This is a genomic window from Nonomuraea sp. NPDC048882, assembly GCF_040649755.1.
Lineage (GTDB): Bacteria > Actinomycetota > Actinomycetes > Streptosporangiales > Streptosporangiaceae > Nonomuraea > Nonomuraea maheshkhaliensis.
This window is the reverse complement of sequence record NZ_JBEZGB010000012.1, coordinates 245,314-263,933: the sequence shown is the minus strand read 5'-3', so window position 1 is coordinate 263,933 and position 18,620 is coordinate 245,314. Positions and strand designations below refer to the sequence as shown.

Below are 18,620 nucleotides of genomic sequence, written 5' to 3'. Positions count from 1 at the left end.
GATCCGTTCTCGTGTCAGGGCAGGCGGCGCAGCGCGGCGACCGCGCGGGGGGCCAGGGTGACGGCGTCCTGCGCGGGCGCCGCGGTCAGCAGATCCTCGGCCGCCTCCTGGAGCGGCACCCGTACGGTGGTGGCGCCGTGGTTCAGCAGGAACAGGACCTCGCCGCGGCGCACGGCCTCGACGCCGGGCGGCAGCTCGGGCACCGCCCCCTCCACGCCCGCGTCGGCCAGCACCCGCGCGGCCAGGGCGCCGAGCGCGGCGGGCTCGGGCATGGTGCCCACGTACCAGGCGACGCCTTCGCCGGGGCCTTCGCCGGGGCCTTCGCCAGGGCCGGGGCCGGCGCGGTGGCGGGTGACGGCGGGGCGGCCCGCGAGGTCGCCCTCGGTGAACTCGGCCACCACCTCGGCGCCCTCGGCGCGCAGCAGCTCGGTCCACGTGCTCGCGGTGAACTCGGCGCCGCCGCTCCACCGGCAGCGCACCGGCCGGTCGTCCGGCGCGGGCAGCCACTCCTCGCCACTGGCGCCCAGCACCTCGCGCAGCGGCGCGGGGAAGGGCCCGGTGCGCACGTGCCCGCGCGGGTCCACCACCCCCGAGAACGGCCCGACCACCAGCACGCCGCCGCCGCGCACGTACGCCGACAGCGCCTCCGCGTCCCCGTCCGCGACGAGGAACAGGTTCGGCACCACGACCAGCGCGTACGAGGACAGATCAGCCGACGGCGGCACCACGTCCACGCTCACCCCGCGCTCGAAGAACGGCACGTAGTAGGCGAGCAGCTGGTCCACGGCGTTGAGCCGGTCGCTGGGCCGCCCGCGCTCCTCCAGCGCCCACCAGTTCTCCCAGCCGAACACCATCGCCACCCGCGCCGGCACCGGCTCACCCGCCAGCGCGGCCAGCCCGCGCAGCTCCTGCCCGTGCGCGCGCACCTCGGCGTGCAGCCGCGTGTCCGCGCCCGCGTGCGGCACCATCGCGGCGTGGAAGCGCTCCGCGCCGAAGCGCGAGGCTCGCCACTGGAAGTAGCACAGCCCGTCCGCGCCGCGCGCGACCGCCTGCAGCGACTCCAGCCGGAGCTGGCCGGGCGGCTTGGGCAGGTTGTGCGGGCGCCAGTTGACGGCGCTGGTCGACTGCTCCATCAGCAGCCAGGGCCGGCCGCCCGCCAGGCCGCGCATGAGGTCGTGGGTGAGCGCCGTCCTGGCAGGGGAGAGGGGGTCGCCCGGCTCCGGGTACCAGTCGTTGGCGACGACGTCCTCCTCCGCCGCGAACGACCAGTAGTCCGCCCGCTTGAAGAAGCCCATGAAGTTCGTGGTGACCGGGACGTCGGGCGTGCGGGCCCGCAGCACGTCGCGCTCGGCGCGGAAGTGGCCGAGCAGCGCGTCCGAGCTGAAGCGCCACCAGTCGAGCCGCTGCGAGGGGTTGACGATGTACGGGGCGCGGCGTGGCGGCAGGACCTCCGCCCAGTCGCCGTATCCCTGGCTCCAGAACGTGGTGCCCCAGGCCTCGTTGAGCGTGCCGAGATCGCCGTAGCGCGCCCGCAGCCAACCGCGGAACGCCTCGGCCGACACGTCGCAGTGGCAGACCTCGCCCAGCTCGTTACCCACGTGCCACAGCGCCAGCGCCGGATGGCCGGCGTACCGGTCGGCCAGGGCGCCGGCGATGGCCAGGGCCCGCTCGCGGTAGACGGGGGAGGAGGGGCAGAACTGGTTGCGCGAGCCGTACCAGAGGCGGTGCCCGCCCTCGTCCACCGGCAGCGTCTCCGGCCACCGGTGCCCCAGCCAGGGCGGTGGGGAGGCGGTCGGGGTAGCCAGGTCGACGGCGATGCCGTTCGCGGCCATGAGGTCGAGCACCCGGTCGAGCCAGCCGAAGTCGTGCTTGCCCGGCTCGGGCTCCAGCCGGGCCCAGCTGAACACCCCGACCGTGACCAGGTTGACCCCGGCCGCCCGCATCAGCTCCGCGTCCTCGGCCCAGACCTTCTCCGGCCACTGCTCCGGGTTGTAGTCACCGCCGAACAGCAGCCCGCGCCCCTCGGTGAGCGTGTGCATGCCCAGCCGCTCCGTCATGAACCCATTCCCCCTGTCGCCTTCCGCGCCGTACTGGCCCGCGATGGCCCCTCTCGTGGCGGTCCCGAGCTGTCCCCGGGGACCAGCCGGCAGGGCACGAGCCGCCCCTGCGGCGGCGTGTCGCCCCGCAGCCGGTCGATGAGCATCCGCGCCCCCAGCCGGCCCAGCTCGGCGCTGGGCGGCTCCATCGTCGTCAGCCGGGGGTGGAACATCTCGGCGACCCTGGCCGAGGAGAGCACCAGCATCAGCGTCAGGTCCCGGGGGATGCGCCAGCCGCGCCGCGCCACCGCCGCGATCACGCCGACCGCGGCGTGGTCGTCCATCACGGCCAGCGCCGTCACGTCAGGATGCGCCTCGATCAGGCGCTCGAACGCCTGCCCGCCCTCCTCGGCCGAGCCGGGGCGGAAGTCGTCCACATACGCCAGACCGGCCGCGCGGGCGGCGGCGGCGAACTCCTCGCCCGCCCTGATCGCGGGGCCGTACTGGGCCGCGTACGTACCGGGCGAGAGGTTGAAGAAGGCCAGCTTGCGATGCCCGAGCCCGGCGAGGTGCGCCACCGCGTCCCTGGCGGTGGCGGCGAAGTCGATGTCGGCGTGGTCGATCGGGCCCGGCTCGCGGGTGCGGCCGATCATGCTGAACGGCACCCCGGCCTCCAGCAGGAATTCCACCCGCTCGTCGTCGAGGCTGACCTCCATCAGCAGCACGCCGTCCACCAGCCCGAGCCCGGTGAGGTGGCGCAGCTCCTCGATCGGGTCGCCGGTCTCGGGCGACAGCAGCAGGTGGTAGCCCAGCTCACTGGCCGCCTCGGCCGCCGCCGTGGCGAAACGCATCTCGGTCAGCCCGAAACCGCTGTGCGGGGCGGGGAACAGCAGCGCCAGGATGCGGGTGCGCTTGCTCTGCAGGCCGCGGGCCAGCAGGTTGGGGCGGTACCCGAGCTCCTCGGCCGCCTGTCGCACGCGCTGCCTCGTCGCCGCCGCCACCGGACGGGTGCCGTTGAGCGCGGCCGACGCGGTGCTGACCGCGACCTGGGCGCGCGAGGCCACGTCACGTATCGAGGGCAAGGAGACTCCGGTGGGTGGCCGATATCGGTGTCGAAACGTTTCGCATCACGCTAAAGTCCGCTTTATACGGATGTCAATGGCGTAAATATGGCTGGCCGGAAATAGGGGACATGCGGGTCCCGGGCGGACGCGACGCGCCAGGGTGCCGGAGGCTCGGGCGGACGATGGCGTCGGGGGCGTCGATAGCGTCGGGGGCGTCGGGGCTCGGGGGGCTCAGGGGGCCGTGGGGTCGGGGTGGATGATCCGGATCCGGGTATCGGCGTCGCGGCCGGCCAGCAGTGCGACGAGGTCCGCGGTGCCGCCGGGCCCGTCGCCCGGCTTGCCGTCCCAGACGACGATCGCCCGCGGCCGCTCGTCCAGCCCGTACGCCTCCTCGGCCATCCACGCGTTGACCCGGGCGAACACCTCGTCACCCACCGCCGCGCCGGCCGGCAGCACCTCCACCTCCGCCCGCGCCCGTACCTCCTCGAACCGCGCGTGCCAGTCGGTGCCCGGCAGGTCCACCGACCGGCGCGCGAACTCGGCCGGCGGCAGCGCCAGCCGCAGGCGCACCGCGGCGCCCCGGCTCAGGGCGAGCCCCGCGCCGATGAGGTCGGCGCCGCGGGCGCCGCCGCAGATCACGGTCGTTCCCGGCCCGGCCTCCCACTCGTCGAGGACCGCGCCCATCGCGGCCGTCACGGCCTCGACGCGGTGCTGCGGGAAGCGCGGCGGGACCCGATCGGGGCGGTCCACCAGGTGACCGCCCACGACCACGACTCGCCTCACTCCTGCCCCAGAGCGCGGAACGACTCCAGCACGCCGCGCAGGCCCGCCCTGACCCTGCGCCGTTTCTGCAACGACAAGCTGAGCTCCAGATCCCGGATGGTCGTCTTCAGTTGCTTGTCGGTTATGCCCCTTCTGCGGATCTGTGAGACCAGATCCCGCGCCAGTTCCACATCCCCTTGTCGAACGCCGCGCCGAGCCTGGTCGGCAGGGCCCACTCGTCCCAGGGCCGGTGTACGAGGCCGGCCTGACACGCGGCCAGGACGATCGTGGCGACCTCGGCCGCCCGCTCCTCGTCGCCCCTGCCGCCGCGCAGCCGGTAGAGCCGGGGCAGGTTGGAGGCCGGGTAGTAGTCGTTCAGGTCGAGCGTCATCCCGCGTTCGTAGGCCGTGATGGCCTGGTCCAGGTAGTCGCGCGACGTCTCGCCCGCGGACTCGTGCATGAGGTCCTTGTACCTGCCGCCGAGCAGCCCCATGCGCTCGGACGAGGGGCCCACCCGCTCGATGAGCAGTTCGAGCGCGCCGGCCGACTGCGCCGCCTTGCCGGTCCTGGCCGGCGCGAGCTGCCTGCGCTCGATCACCGGCGGATGCCGCTGCAGCGCGTCCGGCAGCGTGTCGATGTAGGCGAGCACGTCCTCCCATTCGAGGTTGTCCTCGATCAGCCTGAGCAGCTTCAGCACCACGGACTCGCGGATGACGGGCTGGGCGCCGAACCGGGCGACCAGCGCGCGCGTCTTATCCTGGCGCTGCCGCCGGCCCGAGGTCAGCTGGATCGCCCGGACGTCGGCCTGGAAGTCCGAGAGCATGTCGACCGCCGCGGTGAACGGCGTCAGCTGGGCGCCGTCGGAGATCTCCGGATAGCCGGGCAGCGCCTCGAACACCGGCTCGGCCCAGGTCGCCGCCACCAGGACGCAGCCGATCCGCTGCGCCGCGTGGCGCACCCCCACTTCGTAGTACACGTTCGAGTTCGGCAGCGAGACGTCCACCATCACGACGTCCGCCAGGGCCAGCCGTTGGATCATCTGGACAATGACCAGCGCCCCGAGGTCGCTGTCGGCCCTGATCGCCCGGTAGCCGAGCTCCGTGAGCAGCGGCTCGTGCACCCGTTCCCAGAGCGCGTCGAAGTCCACCACGGCGGGGACGCCGTCGTCCGCCCGCCCGGTGGGTTTCCTGCCGAACGGCATCACCATGAATGCCACGGAGTTGCTCATCGCCTGCCCTCCCTGCGCTTGACGCGTCATTGCGTACGGATGACCGGGGTCAGCTCGCGGTCGAGGACCTCGAAGTCGGCGGCCAGTGCGGGGTAGGCGGCCCTGCGGCCGGCCGGGATCACCGGCGCGGAGGCGGCCGGGGCACGCAGCGCGGGGAACCGCGCGAGCAGCGGCGGGGGCCTCACGAATTACCTCCCGCTACGGAGGGAGACGGCGTGATTGCAGCCGCAATGTAGGAGAAATCGACAGGCCCGACAATGGCGCCACCGATACCTGACCGCATCCGGCCGCGCACGCCACGTGCCGGCCTCCGCATCGGCGACTCCCCCCACGCCGGTGGCCGGCCCGCGCGTGCGTGCCGGCCCTTCTCCGCCGCGTGCCGGCCCCGGGGGAGGGTCCCGGGGCCGGCCTCTTGGCGGGTCAGTAGACGTACGGCCAGCCGGCCGAGTCCCAGCCGATCAGGTTCACGCCGAGCTTCGCCGTGCCGTTGTCCTGGCCGTCGTAGTAGTGGTAGACGAGCAGGTCGCCGTCCACGTCGGACATGACGCTCTGGCCGCCGGGCCCGATGTAGCGGCCGTGGGTCTCCAGCACCATCGTGCCGCCGCCGGACAACATCGGCGTGCCTGAGCGGTCGACGTACGGGCCGGTGGGGCTGGACGAGCGGCCGACCTTGATCTTGTACGTGCTGGAGGTGCCCGCGCAGCACCGGTCGTAGGAGGCGAACAGGTAGTAGTGGCTTCCGTGCCGGATGATGTCGGGCGCCTCGACGGCGTACGGCGCGTCGGGCCGGGTGGCCAGGTGGTAGAGCGTCCTGTCGGAGGAATGACGCTTGCCGGTCGAGGGTTCGAGCCGGATCATCCGGATCCCCGTCCAGTACGAGCCGAAGCTCAGCCACCACCGTCCGGAGGAGTCGACCAGGAGGTTGGGGTCGATGGCGTTGTGGTCGGCGCTCGTCGTGGTCGCGTAGACGACGCCCTGGTCGCTCCAGGAGCCGGGCTGGCCGGTCGAGCTGGTGGCCAGGCCGATGGCGGAGTGGTTGGAGCCGAAGCTGGAGACCGCGTAGTACATGAGATATCTCCCGCCCTGCTGGGAGATGTCGGGCGCCCACGGGTCGTTGCCGGAGGAGTACGTCCGCCACCACGACGGTGGCGTGCGGAAGGCCGAGCCCGCCCGGGTGAAGGCGATGCGGTCGGTGGAGGTGCGTGCCTCCAGGTAGCCGTGCGTGGAGTAGAGCACGTAGTTGGACGAGGTGCGGATCATCGTGGGGTCGTGCACGAGGACGTCGCCGGTGACCCGGCCGGGGTTGGGATAGGCGAGCCCGGCGCCCGCGAGCGAGGCGGTGAGCGCGAGCACGGTCACGGGGGCGGCGACGAGACGGGATAGGCGACGCAAGGGTCCTCCTCGTATCGGGGGGCCGCTGCACCTGCCGGACGCTGCGCCGTCGCGTCGGGGGAAATGTAGGCACGCTCTCCGCCCGCCGTCAATGCCGGCGTGGGAGGCGGCGAAAGTTGCATCGGCGGCGGATCGGGCCCGCACACGCTGAGCTGCGGCGATGTGAAGGCTTTACGGCGCGGGCTTGACAGGCCCTGTCAGCCCTCATACGTTCAGGCCGTTTCCGCATCTGATGTTAGCGCTAACATCGGCACCCGCAGGAAGCTGCGCCGCGCCACCAACACCCGGCCGGACCGCTGTCCGGCCGGTCCCCGCCATGTCGATCACCAATGGGCCGATCACCAATGGGCCGATCACCAGCAGGCCGATCACCAGCGCGTCGGTCACCAGCGGAGGGAGGTCATCTCGCGACCCGATACCAGAGATTCGTGGCGTGCGGCACGTGGCCGACGCTGAGGCGTTCCAGCCGGACCCCCGCCCCGCCAGGGCGGTCGAACAGCCGCACGCCGTCCCCGAGCAGCACCGGAGCCACGATCGTGAGGACTTCGTCCAGCACGCCCGCCTCCAGGCACTGCCGGGCGACGTCCGCGCCGAGCACGTTGACGTACTTGCCGCCGGCCGCCTCCTTGGCCGCCGTGACGGCCCGCGCCAGGTCGCCGACGAAGGTGACGCCGGGGACCGGCGCACTGGGGGCGTGGTGGGTCAGCACGAACTGGGGGCCGTCCCAGCCGCCGCCGCCGAACGCCTTGCCCTCCTTCTCGGTGCCCCGGTTCGGGTCGTCGCCGCCGAACGTGCGCCGGCCCACCAGCAGCGCGCCGACCTCGCCGATCAGCTCGTCCACCACCGGGTTCGGCCCCAGGTGCGGGGTCAGCCAGGACATGTCGCCGCCCGGCCCGGCGATGAAGCCGTCGGCCGACATGGTCACCGAGTACAGGAGTCTGCTCATGCTCCACCTTCCCTTCCTGAGTATGGACGGCGGATCACGGCGGAACTCATCGGCGCGGCGGCGCGGTGGAGCTGCGCTGGATCAGCTCGATCGGCCCGGCCAGCACCTCGGCGACCGTGTCGTCCGGCTTCAGGCTGCCCAGCAGCGTCACGCCGCGCCGGCCCAGCTCCGCCAGCGGCATCCGCACCGTGGTGAGCGCCGGATGGAGATAGCCGGCCAGCTCGAAGTCGTGCACGGCCACGATGGAGACGTCCCGGGGGATCTCCAGCCCGGCCGTGCGCACGGCCTGCATCGCCCCGATCGCCGAGGCCACGTTCGCGACGAACACCGCAGTCGGCGGCTCGGGCGCGGCCAGCAGCAGGGCCATGGCCGCCGCGCCGCCCGCGGGCGTGTAGTCGGCCGCCACGATCGGGCCCTCCGGCAGGCCCGCGTCGTCCATGGCCGCCGAGTAGCCCGCCGACCTGCGCGCCGCCGTGTCGGCCCGCGACGGGCCCGCGAGGTGGGCGATGCGGCGGTGGCCGAGGAGCACGAGATGCTCCACCGCGAGCGCGGCGGCCCGCCGGTCGTCGAGGATGACGTACCGCTTGACGCTCCTGCTGCGGTTGTTCAGCATCAGCCACGGGATCGCGGACTGGTCGAGCTGGGCGATCAGCGAGGAGTCGTCGCCCGCCCCGGCCAGCAGCAGCCCGTCGATGCGGCCCTGCCCGATCCGGTCCATGTACTCGCCCAGCCCCGCGCCGGTCGCGCTGCCGGTCACGATCACGTAGCCCTGGGCCGCCGCCTCCGCCTCCGCGCCCTTGATGATCTCGGCGTAGACGGGGTTGGCGAAGTCGGGGATGAACAGCCCGAACATGTGCGCCCGCGACGTGCGCAGGCTGCGCGCGGCCACGTTGGGCCGATACCCCAGCTCCTCGATCGCCGCCAGCACCCGCTCCCGCGTCTCCGGCCGGATGTTGAGCGTCGGGTCCTTGTTGACGACACGTGAGACGACGGCCCGATCCACCCTCGCGATGGCGGCCACGTCGGCGAGCGTCACCCGCGTGCGCATCATGCCGCCGATCCTGGCCGCCGGCTCTCGCCGCTGTCCATCGAACGGTAGAGCGCGTCGAGCAGGCGCAGCGTGCCGAGGTTGTCGGCGCCCGAGGTCTCCGGCTCGCCGCCCTCCGCGACGGCCGCGAGCAGCGACCCCATCGGCCCGGCCACCGCGTCGGGCAGCCAGCGCCGGGTCACCGGGTACGGCAGCCAGCCGTCCGTGGGCAGCACCCTGCTGCTGACCGCCAGGGTGTCGGGCCGGCCGTGCGGATAGTCGTACAGCAGGCCGAGCGTGCCCTTGATCGCGCCCTCGGTGCCGTCCACGCGGAAGGACGCCTCCTGGTCGCCGGTGCGGTTCTCGTGGTTGGCGTGCACCAGCGCGCGCACGCCGCCGGGGAAGAGCAGCGTGCTGATCGTGCGCGTCTCGCCCTTGGCGACCTGGCCCGGCGTACGGCCGCCGGCACAGAAGACGACCTCGGGGTCGCCGAGGATCGAGCGGATCGCGTCGAGGTAGTGGATGGAGTGGTAGACGATCTCCAGCCGGTCGGTGGTGACCAGCCAGTCCCACGCGCTCCAGTCGGTGAAGATGTCGACGGTGAACGTCATCGCCGTCGGCTCGCCGATCCACCCGGCGCGCACCATGGCGCGGGTGGCGGCGATGCCCTCGTCGAAGCGGAGCTGCTGGTTGACCGCGATCTTGCGGCCGGTGGCCGCGGCCAGGTCCACCAGGCCCTGGCCGGTGGCGACGTCGGGCGCGAACGGCTTCTGGCAGAGCACGTGCCGGCCGGCCGCCAGCGCCGCCCGCGCGATGGCCGGCTGCGCGTGCGGGGCCACCGCGATGTCGACGACGGCGGCCCGCTCGTCGGCCAGCAGCTCCTCCAGCGACGCGTACGTCCTGGGCACCCCATGCCGGCCGGCCACCTCCGCGGCCCGCCCGGCGTCGAGGTCGAACAGCCCGGTCACCTCCAGCCCGGCCTGCCGGTAGGCGGGCAGGTGGGCCACGTCCACGATGGCCCCCGCCCCGACCACGGCGACCGGCAGGCGGTGTGCCGGCGGGATCGTCAGGTCGGCGGCGGCCGCGATGGGGGCGAAGACGTCGATCACGGGGTCACCTCCGGCAGGCGGTAGCAACGTGTCGCGGTGCCGCCGAGCACCTGCGCCCGCTCGGCCTCGTCCAGCCCGGACAGCGCCACCTGCGTCTCCCGCCACACCCGCGCGTAGTCGCCGGCCAGCGTCGCCACCGGCCAGTCGGAGCCGAACATGAGCCGCTCCGGCCCGAACAGCTCCGCCGCGTGCTCCACGTACGGCCGCAGGTCCTCACCCGTCCAGTCCGGCGCGGCGGCGGTGTTGAGCCCCGAGACCTTCGCGTACACGCCGGGGCACTCCGCCGCGCGGGCCAGCAGCGACGCCCAGGGCTCCCAGCCCTTGTCCCTGATCGGCGGCTTGGCCAGATGGTCGATCACCATACGCAGCCCCGGCACCCGCTCGGCCAGCACCGGCACGTGCTCCAGGTGCCGGGGCAGCACCGCCACCACGTCGAACGGGAGGCCCGCGGCGGCCAGCAGCCCCAGTCCCTCGATCACCGTGTCCTGGAGCAGCCAGTCGGGGTCGGGCTCGTCGTGGATGAGATGCCTGATCCCGGCGAACCTCGGATGGCGCCGGTATCGCTCCAGCTCCCCCGCCGCCTCCTCCGGCCGCGTCAGCGGCACCCAGCCCACCACCGCGCCGACGAAGTCGTGCTCATCGGCCTGGGCGAGCATGGCGTCGGTGTCGGCGTAGGAGTCCATCGACTGCACCAGGACCGTGCGGTCCACCCCCGCCGCCGCGAGCTGGGGGATGAGCTCCGCCGGCTCGAACGTACGGAAGATCGGCCCGGACTCCGGGGTCAGCCACGGGTACGAGCCCGTCTCCAGGTTCCAGAAGTGCTGGTGGGCGTCGACGACGGCCATCCAGGTGCTCCTTCCCGAGATCAATCGATTGAGCGTCACAAGGTAGCAGGAGGCTGGACGAGTTCCAGCGTGATCTCGTCCGGATCGAGGAAGTAGCAGGCGTAGCCGCCCCTGTTCACGCCCTCGGTGATCTCGGCCGGCGCATTGACGAAGCGCACCCCGGCCGCCGCCAGCCGGGCGTGCTCGGCGCGGGCGTCCTCGACCGTCAGCGCCAGGTGGGCCGCGCCGGGCAGGTGGCGGGCCGGGTCGCGGGGCTCGCCGCGCGGGCGTACGTACTCGACCAGCTCCAGATCGTGCGTGGAGACGCCGCGCGGCTGCCCCGGCACGGCGAGCTGGGCGACGCGCAGCACGGCGTCCGGATAGCCGACGAGCCGCCGGGTGTAGGCGTTGTCCTGCACCTGGCGGTGCACCAGCGTGAAGCCGAGCAGGTCGCGGTAGAACGCCACGGACCTGTCCAGGTCGGCCACCGTGAAGGAGAAATGCCACACACCCCTCACCGCCACGCCTCCCGCCCCGCCGCTCCCTGTCCTGCCGCCTGCTGCCCGGCCCCCGCCTGCGCCGGCGGCTTCCCGACGAGAGCCCGTACCTCCTGCTCGATCCGCGCCGCGTCCGGCACCAGCGACCGGGCCAGCGACGGCGCCGCCGGCAGCCGCACGTCCGGCGTGCCGATCCGGATCGGCGGCGCGAGCAGGGGCGCCCCCGAGCCCGCGACACGCGCGACGACCTCCGCGCCGAAGCCGCCGGTCACGTTCGCCTCGTGCACGACCGCGAGCCGGCCCGTGCGCCGGACGCTGCCCAGCACCGCCTCGGTGTCGAACGGGTTGAGCCACGGCGTCTCCAGCACCTCGGCCTCGATCCCGTCGCCGGCCAGCGCACCGGCCGCCGCCAGCACCTGCCCCGTCATCGCGCCCCAGGTGACGACCGTGACGTCCGAGCCCGGGCGGCGGGTACGCGCCCCGCCCATCGGCCGCACCGGACCGCCGGTCTGGACCGGTTCCTTCGCGCTGAAGTAGAGCGTGCGGTTCTCGATCACCAGCACGGGGTCGTCGCAGTGCACGGCGGTCACCAGCAGGTCGTAGGCGTCCTGCGGCGTGCTCGGCATGCACACCCGCAGCCCCGGCACGTGCAGGAACAGCGCCTCCAGGCACTGCGAGTGCTGCGCGCACGCCCCCGGCGCGTTGCCCTGCTGGGTGCGGATCGTCAGCGGAGCGCTCAACCGGCCGCCCGACACGTACCGCACGTTGGCCGCCTGGTTGACGATCTGGTCCAGCGCGACCAGCGAGAAGTCGGCCCACATGATCTCGACGATCGGACGGCGGCCGAACATCGCCGCGCCCACCGCGCTGCCCAGGATGGCCGACTCGCTGATCGGCGTGTCGAACACCCGCTCGCCGTACCGGCCGCGCAGCCCCCGCGTCACCCCGAACACGCCGCCGGGCACGCCCACGTCCTCGCCGTAGACCAGCGTCTGCGGCAGCTCCTCCATCAGGCGGTGCAGCGCCGCGTTCACGGCCTCGCCGTAGCTCAGCTCAGGCATACAGGTGCTCCCTCGCGGTGGCGGGATCGGCGAGCGGCGCGGCCAGCGCGGCCGTGGCGGCGGCGTCCGTCTCGGCCCGCGCCCTGCGCTCGACCGCGTCGATCCCGGCGGCGGGCACGCCGTCGGCCAGCAGGCCCTCCCGCAGCCGGGCGATCGGCTCCCTGCGCCTGATCCGGTCCAGCTCGCCCGGCTCGCGGTAGGTCTCGGCGTCGCCGATGTAGTGGCCGACCAGGCGCTCGGTCATGCACTCCAGCAGCGTCGGCCCGCCGCCCTCGCGGGCGGCCTCCACCGCGTCGCGCACGTGGAAGCGCACGGCCTCGGCGTCGTTGCCGTCCACCCGGTGGCCCGGCATCCCGTACGCGGCGGCGCGGCCGGACAGGCGCGGGTCGCGCACCATGCCGGCGATCGGCGTCAGCTCCGAGTAGCGGTTGTTCTCGCAGACGAACACGACCGGCAGGCTGAACGCGGCGGCGAAGTTCATCGCCTCGTGCACCGCCCCCTGGTTCATCGCCCCGTCGCCGAACACGCTGACCGCGACCCGGTCCGAGCCGTCGTGCCGGCCGGCCAGCGCCGCCCCGCACGCGATCGGCGCGCCCGCGCCCACGATCGAGTTCTCGCCGTGGAAGCCGTACTCGGCGGCGGTGAAGTACGCCGACCCGCCCCGGCCGCCGTTCACGCCGCAGGCCCGGCCCAGCAGCTCCGCGAACAGCGGCTCCGCCGGAACGCCCCTGGCCAGCGCCCACCCGTGCCCCCGGTACGTCGCGAACAACGCGTCCCGCGGCTCCAGCGCGTCGCACGCGCCGACCGGGATCGCCTCCTGCCCGACGCACAGATGCACCGAGCCGACGATCGCGGCCTCGGCCCGCAGGTCGCGCACCTTCTCCTCGAACGCGCGGATCCGCCACATGGCCAGCAGGTCCGCCAGCCGTCTCTCACTCACGTGTCACCCCTCCAGGCGTCGAGTGCCGCGGCGCAGATCGCCTCGGCGTCGCCGATGTAGGACTCGGGCGGGATGGGCAGCGCGCCCAGGCTCCGCAACTCCTCCGGCCCGGCCACGTCGCGCAGCGCCTCCGCCAGCGCCCGCCCGTGCGCGCGGGCCTCGTGCGCGGCCCGGTAGACCAGGTCGTGCGCCCGCTCCCGGCCCAGCGCCGGAGCCAGGCGCATCATGTACGCCTCCGCCATGATCAGGCCGCCCTCCGCGTCCAGGTTGGCCCGCATCGTCTCGGGGAAGACCCGCAGCCCGGCCGCGACGTCGGCGGCCGTGGCCAGCGCGCCCGCGGCCAGCTCGGCCAGCAGCGGCACCACGTACCACTCCACCTGCCACTCGCCGGCGGCCCGCTCGTGCCCGGCCTCCATCGCGCGGAACAGGCCGGAGCTGAGCGCGCCCGCCGTGCCCGACATGCCGATCACGGCCTCGCAGCCGATCGGGTTGGCCTTCTGCGGCATGGTCGAGGAGGCGCCCCGGTGGTGGCCGCCCGCCTCGCGCACCTCGCCCACCTCGGTCCTCGACAGGTCCACGACCTCGCGGGCGAAGCGGGCCGCGGTCGCCGCCAGCGACGCGCAGGTCACGCCGAACTCGGCGACGCCGTCCCTGGCCACGTGCCAGGGCACCTCCGTGGTGCGCAGGCCGAGCAGGCCCGCCAGGCCCTCGCGCACCTCCGAGGCTCGCTCGCCCATCGCCGCCGACGTGCCGCCGGCGCCGAACAGCGACACCACGCGCACCTGCCGGGCGGCGGCCGCCGCCCGCTCCCGCTGCCGGGCCGCCTCCGCCAGCAGCACCGCCAGTTTCGCCCCGAACGTGGTGGGCACCGCCTGCTGGGCGTGGGTGCGGGCGGCGACGACCGTGCCCGCGTGCGTGGCGACCAGCCCGGCGACCGCGTCGCCGAACGCGCCGAGCAGGCCGGCCAGGTGGTCGAGCGCCTCGCCCATCTGCAGCGCCAGGCCGGTGTCCATGATGTCCTGCGTGGTCGCGCCGTAGTGGACGCGGCCGTTCGGGCCGTCGGGCAGGGCGGCCGATATCATCCGCACCAGCGGCAGGATCGGGTAGCCCACGTTCACCGCCTCCGACCACAGGCGGGGCAGGTCGATGCTGCCCGGCACGCAGGCCGCCTCGATGGCCCGCGCGTCCTCGTGGCCGATCACGCCCGCCTTCGCCTGCGCCCGCGCCAGCGCGGCCTCCGTGCGCAGCCAGGCCAGCACGGTGTGCTCGGCGGAGAAGATCTCGGCCATCCGGCCGTCGCCGAACAGCTCGGGCAGCAGCTTGAACGTCTGCCTCGTGGAGCTTCGCACGATCAGTCCATCTCCAGTCCGCCGTCGACGTTCAGCGCCTGACCCGTGACGAACGAGGCCAGGTCGCTGGCCAGGAACAGCACCGCCGCCGCGACCTCCTCGGGACGGCCCGGCCGCCCGAGCGGCGAGCGCGCGCTGACCTCCTTCAGGTAGCCGGCGCCCGCGTCGGGGCCGAAGCGGGCGTCGCGGTCGCTGATGATCTCGTCCCACATCGCGGTCAGGAACACGCCGGGGCAGACCGCGTTGACGCGTACGGGGGCCAGCGCCTCGGCGGCCGACTTCGTCAGCGACAGCAGCGCCGTCTTCGTGGCCGAGTAGTGGGCGGCGTTCGGGCGGCCGGAGCGGGCGGCGACGGAGGCGAGCGTCACGATCGAGCCGCCGCCCTGCCCGGCCATCCGCCGCCCGGCGGCCTGGGTGAGCCAGAACGTGGCGTTGAGGTTGACGTCCACGATCCGCAGCCACTCCTCGGGCTCGATGTCGAGCAGGGGAGTGGTGCGCATGATCCCGGCGCAGTTCACCAGCACGTCGATCCGGTCGAGCCCGTCCACCAGGGCCGTCACCTGGGTGCGGTCGGTGAGGTCGGCCGCCCGCGCCGTGACGCCCAGCCCCGCCGCGGCCTCGGTGAGGCGCGGGCCCTCCAGGTCGGAGAGCACGACGTCGGCTCCCGCCTCGGCCAGGGCGCGGGCACAGGCGAATCCGAGCCCGCCGGCGCCGCCCGTGACGAGCGCGGTGCGGCCCGTCAGATCGATCGTGACAGCCATCCCCGATGGTCTCCCTCCGTTGTTCAAACGATTGACTGGAATCTAACAGGCCGCTGACGAAAGGAACAAGAGGCCAGTCAATCGTTTTTATCCGGAAATATCGCCCTCGGTCGTCGCACCCTCGGCCGGGGCGCCGCCGGTCGGGTCGGCGGGGCTCGCCCCTGTGTTCGCCCCTGTGTTCGCCCCTGTGTGCGCCCCTGTGTTCGCCTCTGTGCTCGATCCCGCGGGCGCCGTCCAGCCGAGCTCGTCGTAGAAGGCGGCGCGGGCGCGGGCGAACGCCGTCCGCTCCAGCACCGCGCCCTTGTGAGGGCCTTGGGAGACCGGCTCCTCGTGCAGGCGGGCCGGCAGCTCCTCGTCCAGGCCGCCCGGCTGCTCGCGCAGGGCGTACGCGCGCATCCCGTCCAGCCGTGCCTGCCCGGCCGCCAGCAGGTCCGCGAGCGTGAACTCCGTCCCCAGCACCGCCGTGACCAGGGCGGTGAGGCGGTCGATGGTCAGCGGCCTGGTCGGCGAGGAGGCGAAGACGCAGAGGTTGAGCGCGTCGAGCCCGCTCCACAACCGCAGCAGCCGCGCGCTGCGCCGCCCCCGTTCCTCGTCCAGCTCACCGGCGGGGGCCGCGGCGGCGCCCACCTTGGCGGCCTCGGGGAAGCTGTAGTGCAGGCCGGCGACCGGATCGAAGTCGAGGTCGTGCTCCAGGGCGTCGTAGCGCGGGCCACCGGGGGCCAGCGCGTAGCCGAGGCCGATGCCGGGCTGGGGACGCGGGTCGAAGCAGGGCAGCTCGGCGCCCTTGACCGTGATCGCGTACCGTCCGGCGCGCCCGGACGTGCGCGGGCCGAGCCGCTGGGCCGCACGTGCCGAGCCCTCCGCCAGCAGGTCGCCCAGCGTGCCCGAGCGCGTGGCCACGTCCTCGATCAGCGCCGCCACCGCCGCCGCGTCGCCGAAGGCCGGGCCGTCCGGCAGCAGGCCGTGCGCGGCGCACTCCATGGCGAACGCGATCGTCCCGCCGAGGGAGACGACGTCGAGGCCGAGGTCGTTGCAGCGGGCGTTGGCCGCGAGCACGGCGTCGAGGTCGTCGATGCCGAGGTTCCACCCCAGAGACAGGAACGCCTCCTGCCCGAGGCCGCCCGTGCGCCGTTCGGGGGCCGACGGGGGCGCGTACACCTTGAGGCAGTCGTTCGGGCAGCCCGTGCAGGCTCCGGAGACGGACACCGCCCGTCCCGCGTAGTCGCTCGCCGACGGGACCCGCAGCCCCGGCGTCCCCGTCTCCGAGAAGTTGCGGACGGAGGCGTAGCCGGGGTCGAGCGGGCCGTCCGCCCACCCCGCGAACCCCGGCAGCCCCGCCTGGAGCGCCGCCAGCGGGTTCGTGGCCAGCGACTCCCGGTAGTAGGCGGCCAGCCCGGCCACCGCCACAGGGTCCGCCACAGGGTCCGCCAAAGGGTCCGCCAAAGGGTCCGCCAAAGGGTCCGCCAAAGGGTCCGCCACGTCGGCGGGCGCGTCACCGGCGCACACGATCGCCTTGAGGTTCTTGGCGCCGAAGACCGCGCCGAAGCCGTAGCGCCCGGCGGCGAAGGCGTGGTCGGTGACCACGCTCGCGTACCGGACCAGGTTCTCCCCGGCCGGCCCGATCGCCGCCACGTGGACGCGCTCGCCGTGCCTGGCCCGCAGCGCGTCGGTCGTGGCGGCCACGCCCAGCCCGCGCAGCTCGCCGGCGTCGTGCAGGGTCACCTCGCCGTCCCGGACCAGCAGGTACGACAGCCGCTCCGCCCGCCCGAGCACGGCCAGCGCCCTGGCCCCCGCCGCCCGCATCCCCGCCGCGAACGGCCCCAGCGCGTGTGCCTCCCCGGCGACCCCGGTCAACGGCGACTTGGCCAGGAACACGGCCTTGGCCAGCCCGGGGGCCGCGGTCCCGCCCAGCATGCCGGCCGCCACGTACAGGAGCGTCCCCGGATCGTACGGATCCAGCCCCGGCGCCGTCCGCTCGGTCATCAACCGCAGCCCCAGAACGGTCCCGCCATAGTGCCCCTTCTCCTGGGTGCGATCTTCCCTCTCGACGTTTCCACTGGTCAGATCCACGATGAACGGCACGGCGAAGCCTCCTGGGGCGGAAAGTGGACCGGGATCGGCACAACATCACACATCATGTAACAGACGCAACCTTCACCACCGGTGGGTGGCGGGGCTTCGGCCGCCACATATGTCCGGCCCGCATCACGGCAAGAGATCTTGACTTTTACTTCTTGTCAACATAAGTCGGCTGATATTCGAAGTAAGGTAGGCGCATGCCAAGCGGTGCCAACGGCCAGGGCGTGGGGGCGGGGGCGCTGCTGGCGATCCTGCGGGACGGGCGGGCCCGGACCCGCGGCGAGCTGGCCCGCCTGACGGGACTGTCCAGATCCACGGTCACCCAGCGGCTCGACGGCCTGATCGATCAGCGCTGGGTCGTGGCAGGCGAGGGCTCGATCTCCTCGGGAGGCCGCCCGGCCGGGGTCTTCGCCTTCAACGGCGGCGCCCGCTTCGTGCTCGCCGCCGACCTCGGCGCCACCCACGCCCGCCTGGCCGTCCTCGACCTGTCCATGAACGTGCTCGCCGAAGTGGCCACCGAACTGCCCGTCGACCGGGGGCCCGAGCGCACCCTGTGCCGGGTGGCCGACATCCTGGACGAACTGCTGGCCGCCGCAGGACGCGATCCCGCGCAGGTGTGCGGCGTCGGCGTCGGGCTCCCCGGCCCCGTCGAGCACGGCTCAGGACGCCCGGTCAACCCGCCGATCATGCCGGGCTGGGACGGTTTCGCGGTGCCCGAGTGGCTCCAGGGCCGGCTCGGCGCGCCCGTCCTGGTCGACAACGACGTGAACATCATGGCCCTGGGCGAGCACTGGGCCGCGGGACCGGCCGTGGACCCGCTGATCTACGTCAAGATCGGCACCGGCATCGGCTCGGGGATCGTCTCCGGCGGCCGGCTGCACCGGGGCGCGCAGGGCGCGGCGGGCGACGTCGGCCACATCCGCGTCGCCGGCTCACGGGCCCCGTGCAGGTGCGGCAACGCCGGCTGCCTTGAGGCGGTGGCGAGCGGCGCGTCCATGGCGGCGGCGCTGCGCGCGGCGGGCATCGAGGCGGCAGGCAGCAGGGACGTGGTGGCGCTGATGCGCGCGGGCGACCTCACGGCCACCCGGCTGGTCCGTCAGGCCGGGCGCGAGGTCGGCGCGGTGATGGCCTCGATCGTGAACTTCTTCAACCCCTCCGTCATCGTGCTCGGCGGCGACGTGGCCGAGGCGGGGGAGCAGGTGCTGGCGGGCGTACGGGAGACGATCTACAGCCGGTCGCTGCCGCTGGCCACGCAGCATCTCGCGATCAGGGCCAGCGAACTGGGCGACCGGGCGGGGATCGTCGGCGCGGCCGTCATGGTCGCCGAGCACGTCCTGGCCCCGTCCACCATCGACCGCCAGATCGCCGGCTGACCCTCGAACGGCAGACCGCCGGCTGACGGCCCCCGGCGAGATCGCCGGCTGACCGTCGCCGGCAAGATCGTCGGCTGCCCTCACCCGCCCGCCACCGCGATCGTCCGGCCCCAGCGCTTGTGGACCCCCTCCCGCGCGACCGGAGCCCCTTCCTCCACCGCATGGGCCCCGA

The 18,620-nt window shown here is 73.9% G+C and carries 18 protein-coding genes; 1 reads left to right on the top strand and 17 read right to left on the bottom strand.

The window, feature by feature from the left end; genetic code table 11:
- Positions 1-14 precede the first annotated feature (14 nt).
- From AB0C27_RS37100 to AB0C27_RS37020, 17 genes are all read right to left on the bottom strand, one after another.
- Positions 15-2,057 (bottom strand): beta-galactosidase, encoded by a 2,043-nt coding sequence (locus AB0C27_RS37100; protein ID WP_357854178.1) that lies wholly within the window; start codon positions 2,055-2,057, stop codon positions 15-17.
- A complete protein-coding gene (locus tag AB0C27_RS37095; protein WP_357854175.1) occupies positions 2,054-3,118 on the bottom strand; it encodes a LacI family DNA-binding transcriptional regulator in 1,065 nt (354 codons plus the stop codon). The genes AB0C27_RS37100 and AB0C27_RS37095 overlap by 4 nt, the downstream gene beginning before the upstream one ends.
- Positions 3,119-3,331: 213 nt before the next feature.
- The gene (locus tag AB0C27_RS37090; RefSeq protein ID WP_357854172.1) at positions 3,332-3,883 is read right to left on the bottom strand and encodes a hypothetical protein; all 552 of its coding nucleotides are present in this window, start codon (positions 3,881-3,883) and stop codon (positions 3,332-3,334) included.
- A 121-nt stretch (positions 3,884-4,004) separates the two neighbouring features.
- Positions 4,005-5,090 (bottom strand): TRAFs-binding domain-containing protein, encoded by a 1,086-nt coding sequence (locus AB0C27_RS37085; protein ID WP_357854169.1) that lies wholly within the window; start codon positions 5,088-5,090, stop codon positions 4,005-4,007.
- 26 nt (positions 5,091-5,116) lie between these two features.
- Positions 5,117-5,275: a hypothetical protein gene (locus AB0C27_RS37080; protein WP_357854166.1), complete on the bottom strand. Its 159-nt coding sequence runs from the start codon at positions 5,273-5,275 to the stop codon at positions 5,117-5,119.
- Between the two features lie 235 nt (positions 5,276-5,510).
- Entirely contained in the window at positions 5,511-6,482 is a 972-nt protein-coding gene (locus AB0C27_RS37075) for an arabinan endo-1,5-alpha-L-arabinosidase (protein ID WP_357854164.1), read from the bottom strand.
- Positions 6,483-6,686: 204 nt separating this feature from the next.
- Positions 6,687-6,869 (bottom strand): hypothetical protein, encoded by a 183-nt coding sequence (locus AB0C27_RS37070; RefSeq protein WP_357854161.1) that lies wholly within the window; start codon positions 6,867-6,869, stop codon positions 6,687-6,689.
- Positions 6,870-6,882: 13 nt separating this feature from the next.
- On the bottom strand, positions 6,883-7,428 hold the full coding sequence (locus AB0C27_RS37065) for a dihydrofolate reductase family protein (protein ID WP_357854158.1): 546 nt from the start codon (positions 7,426-7,428) through the stop codon (positions 6,883-6,885).
- Positions 7,429-7,474: 46 nt separating this feature from the next.
- Positions 7,475-8,479: a LacI family DNA-binding transcriptional regulator gene (locus AB0C27_RS37060; RefSeq protein ID WP_357854155.1), complete on the bottom strand. Its 1,005-nt coding sequence runs from the start codon at positions 8,477-8,479 to the stop codon at positions 7,475-7,477.
- Positions 8,476-9,564, bottom strand: a complete 1,089-nt coding sequence (locus AB0C27_RS37055; RefSeq protein WP_357854152.1) for a Gfo/Idh/MocA family oxidoreductase — start codon at positions 9,562-9,564, stop codon at positions 8,476-8,478. The genes AB0C27_RS37060 and AB0C27_RS37055 overlap by 4 nt, the downstream gene beginning before the upstream one ends.
- Positions 9,561-10,409, bottom strand: a complete 849-nt coding sequence (locus tag AB0C27_RS37050; RefSeq protein ID WP_357854149.1) for an amidohydrolase family protein — start codon at positions 10,407-10,409, stop codon at positions 9,561-9,563. The genes AB0C27_RS37055 and AB0C27_RS37050 overlap by 4 nt, the downstream gene beginning before the upstream one ends.
- Before the next feature lie 35 nt (positions 10,410-10,444).
- Positions 10,445-10,906, bottom strand: a complete 462-nt coding sequence (locus AB0C27_RS37045; protein WP_357854146.1) for a VOC family protein — start codon at positions 10,904-10,906, stop codon at positions 10,445-10,447.
- Entirely contained in the window at positions 10,903-11,946 is a 1,044-nt protein-coding gene (locus AB0C27_RS37040) for a transketolase C-terminal domain-containing protein (RefSeq protein ID WP_357854143.1), read from the bottom strand. Before AB0C27_RS37040 ends, AB0C27_RS37045 begins: the two co-directional genes overlap by 4 nt.
- The gene (locus tag AB0C27_RS37035) at positions 11,939-12,886 is read right to left on the bottom strand and encodes a thiamine pyrophosphate-dependent dehydrogenase E1 component subunit alpha (protein ID WP_357854140.1); all 948 of its coding nucleotides are present in this window, start codon (positions 12,884-12,886) and stop codon (positions 11,939-11,941) included. The genes AB0C27_RS37040 and AB0C27_RS37035 overlap by 8 nt, the downstream gene beginning before the upstream one ends.
- Complete coding sequence (locus AB0C27_RS37030) at positions 12,883-14,235, bottom strand: lyase family protein (protein WP_357854137.1); 1,353 nt, start codon at positions 14,233-14,235, stop codon at positions 12,883-12,885. The genes AB0C27_RS37035 and AB0C27_RS37030 overlap by 4 nt, the downstream gene beginning before the upstream one ends.
- 2 nt (positions 14,236-14,237) lie before the next feature.
- Entirely contained in the window at positions 14,238-14,996 is a 759-nt protein-coding gene (locus AB0C27_RS37025; RefSeq protein WP_357854134.1) for an SDR family NAD(P)-dependent oxidoreductase, read from the bottom strand.
- Positions 14,997-15,083: 87 nt separating this feature from the next.
- Positions 15,084-17,078 (bottom strand): aldehyde ferredoxin oxidoreductase C-terminal domain-containing protein, encoded by a 1,995-nt coding sequence (locus AB0C27_RS37020; protein ID WP_357854131.1) that lies wholly within the window; start codon positions 17,076-17,078, stop codon positions 15,084-15,086.
- Positions 17,079-17,272: 194 nt separating this feature from the next.
- Here AB0C27_RS37020 and AB0C27_RS37015 point away from each other — a divergent pair, with 194 nt between their 5' ends.
- Entirely contained in the window at positions 17,273-18,448 is a 1,176-nt protein-coding gene (locus AB0C27_RS37015) for an ROK family transcriptional regulator (protein ID WP_357854128.1), read from the top strand.
- Positions 18,449-18,620: the final 172 nt, after the last annotated feature.

What these genes read in the sequence shown, in the direction of transcription:
- AB0C27_RS37025 (WP_357854134.1), bottom strand. Translation starts at nt 14,996, where the DNA reads ATGGCTGTCACGATCGATCTGACGGGCCGCACCGCGCTCGTCACGGGC.
- AB0C27_RS37100 (WP_357854178.1), bottom strand. Translation starts at nt 2,057, where the DNA reads ATGACGGAGCGGCTGGGCATGCACACGCTCACCGAGGGGCGCGGGCTG.
- AB0C27_RS37015 (WP_357854128.1), top strand. Translation starts at nt 17,273, where the DNA reads ATGCCAAGCGGTGCCAACGGCCAGGGCGTGGGGGCGGGGGCGCTGCTG.
- AB0C27_RS37060 (WP_357854155.1), bottom strand. Translation starts at nt 8,479, where the DNA reads ATGATGCGCACGCGGGTGACGCTCGCCGACGTGGCCGCCATCGCGAGG.
- AB0C27_RS37040 (WP_357854143.1), bottom strand. Translation starts at nt 11,946, where the DNA reads ATGCCTGAGCTGAGCTACGGCGAGGCCGTGAACGCGGCGCTGCACCGC.
- AB0C27_RS37085 (WP_357854169.1), bottom strand. Translation starts at nt 5,090, where the DNA reads ATGAGCAACTCCGTGGCATTCATGGTGATGCCGTTCGGCAGGAAACCC.
- AB0C27_RS37050 (WP_357854149.1), bottom strand. Translation starts at nt 10,409, where the DNA reads ATGGCCGTCGTCGACGCCCACCAGCACTTCTGGAACCTGGAGACGGGC.
- AB0C27_RS37065 (WP_357854158.1), bottom strand. Translation starts at nt 7,428, where the DNA reads ATGAGCAGACTCCTGTACTCGGTGACCATGTCGGCCGACGGCTTCATC.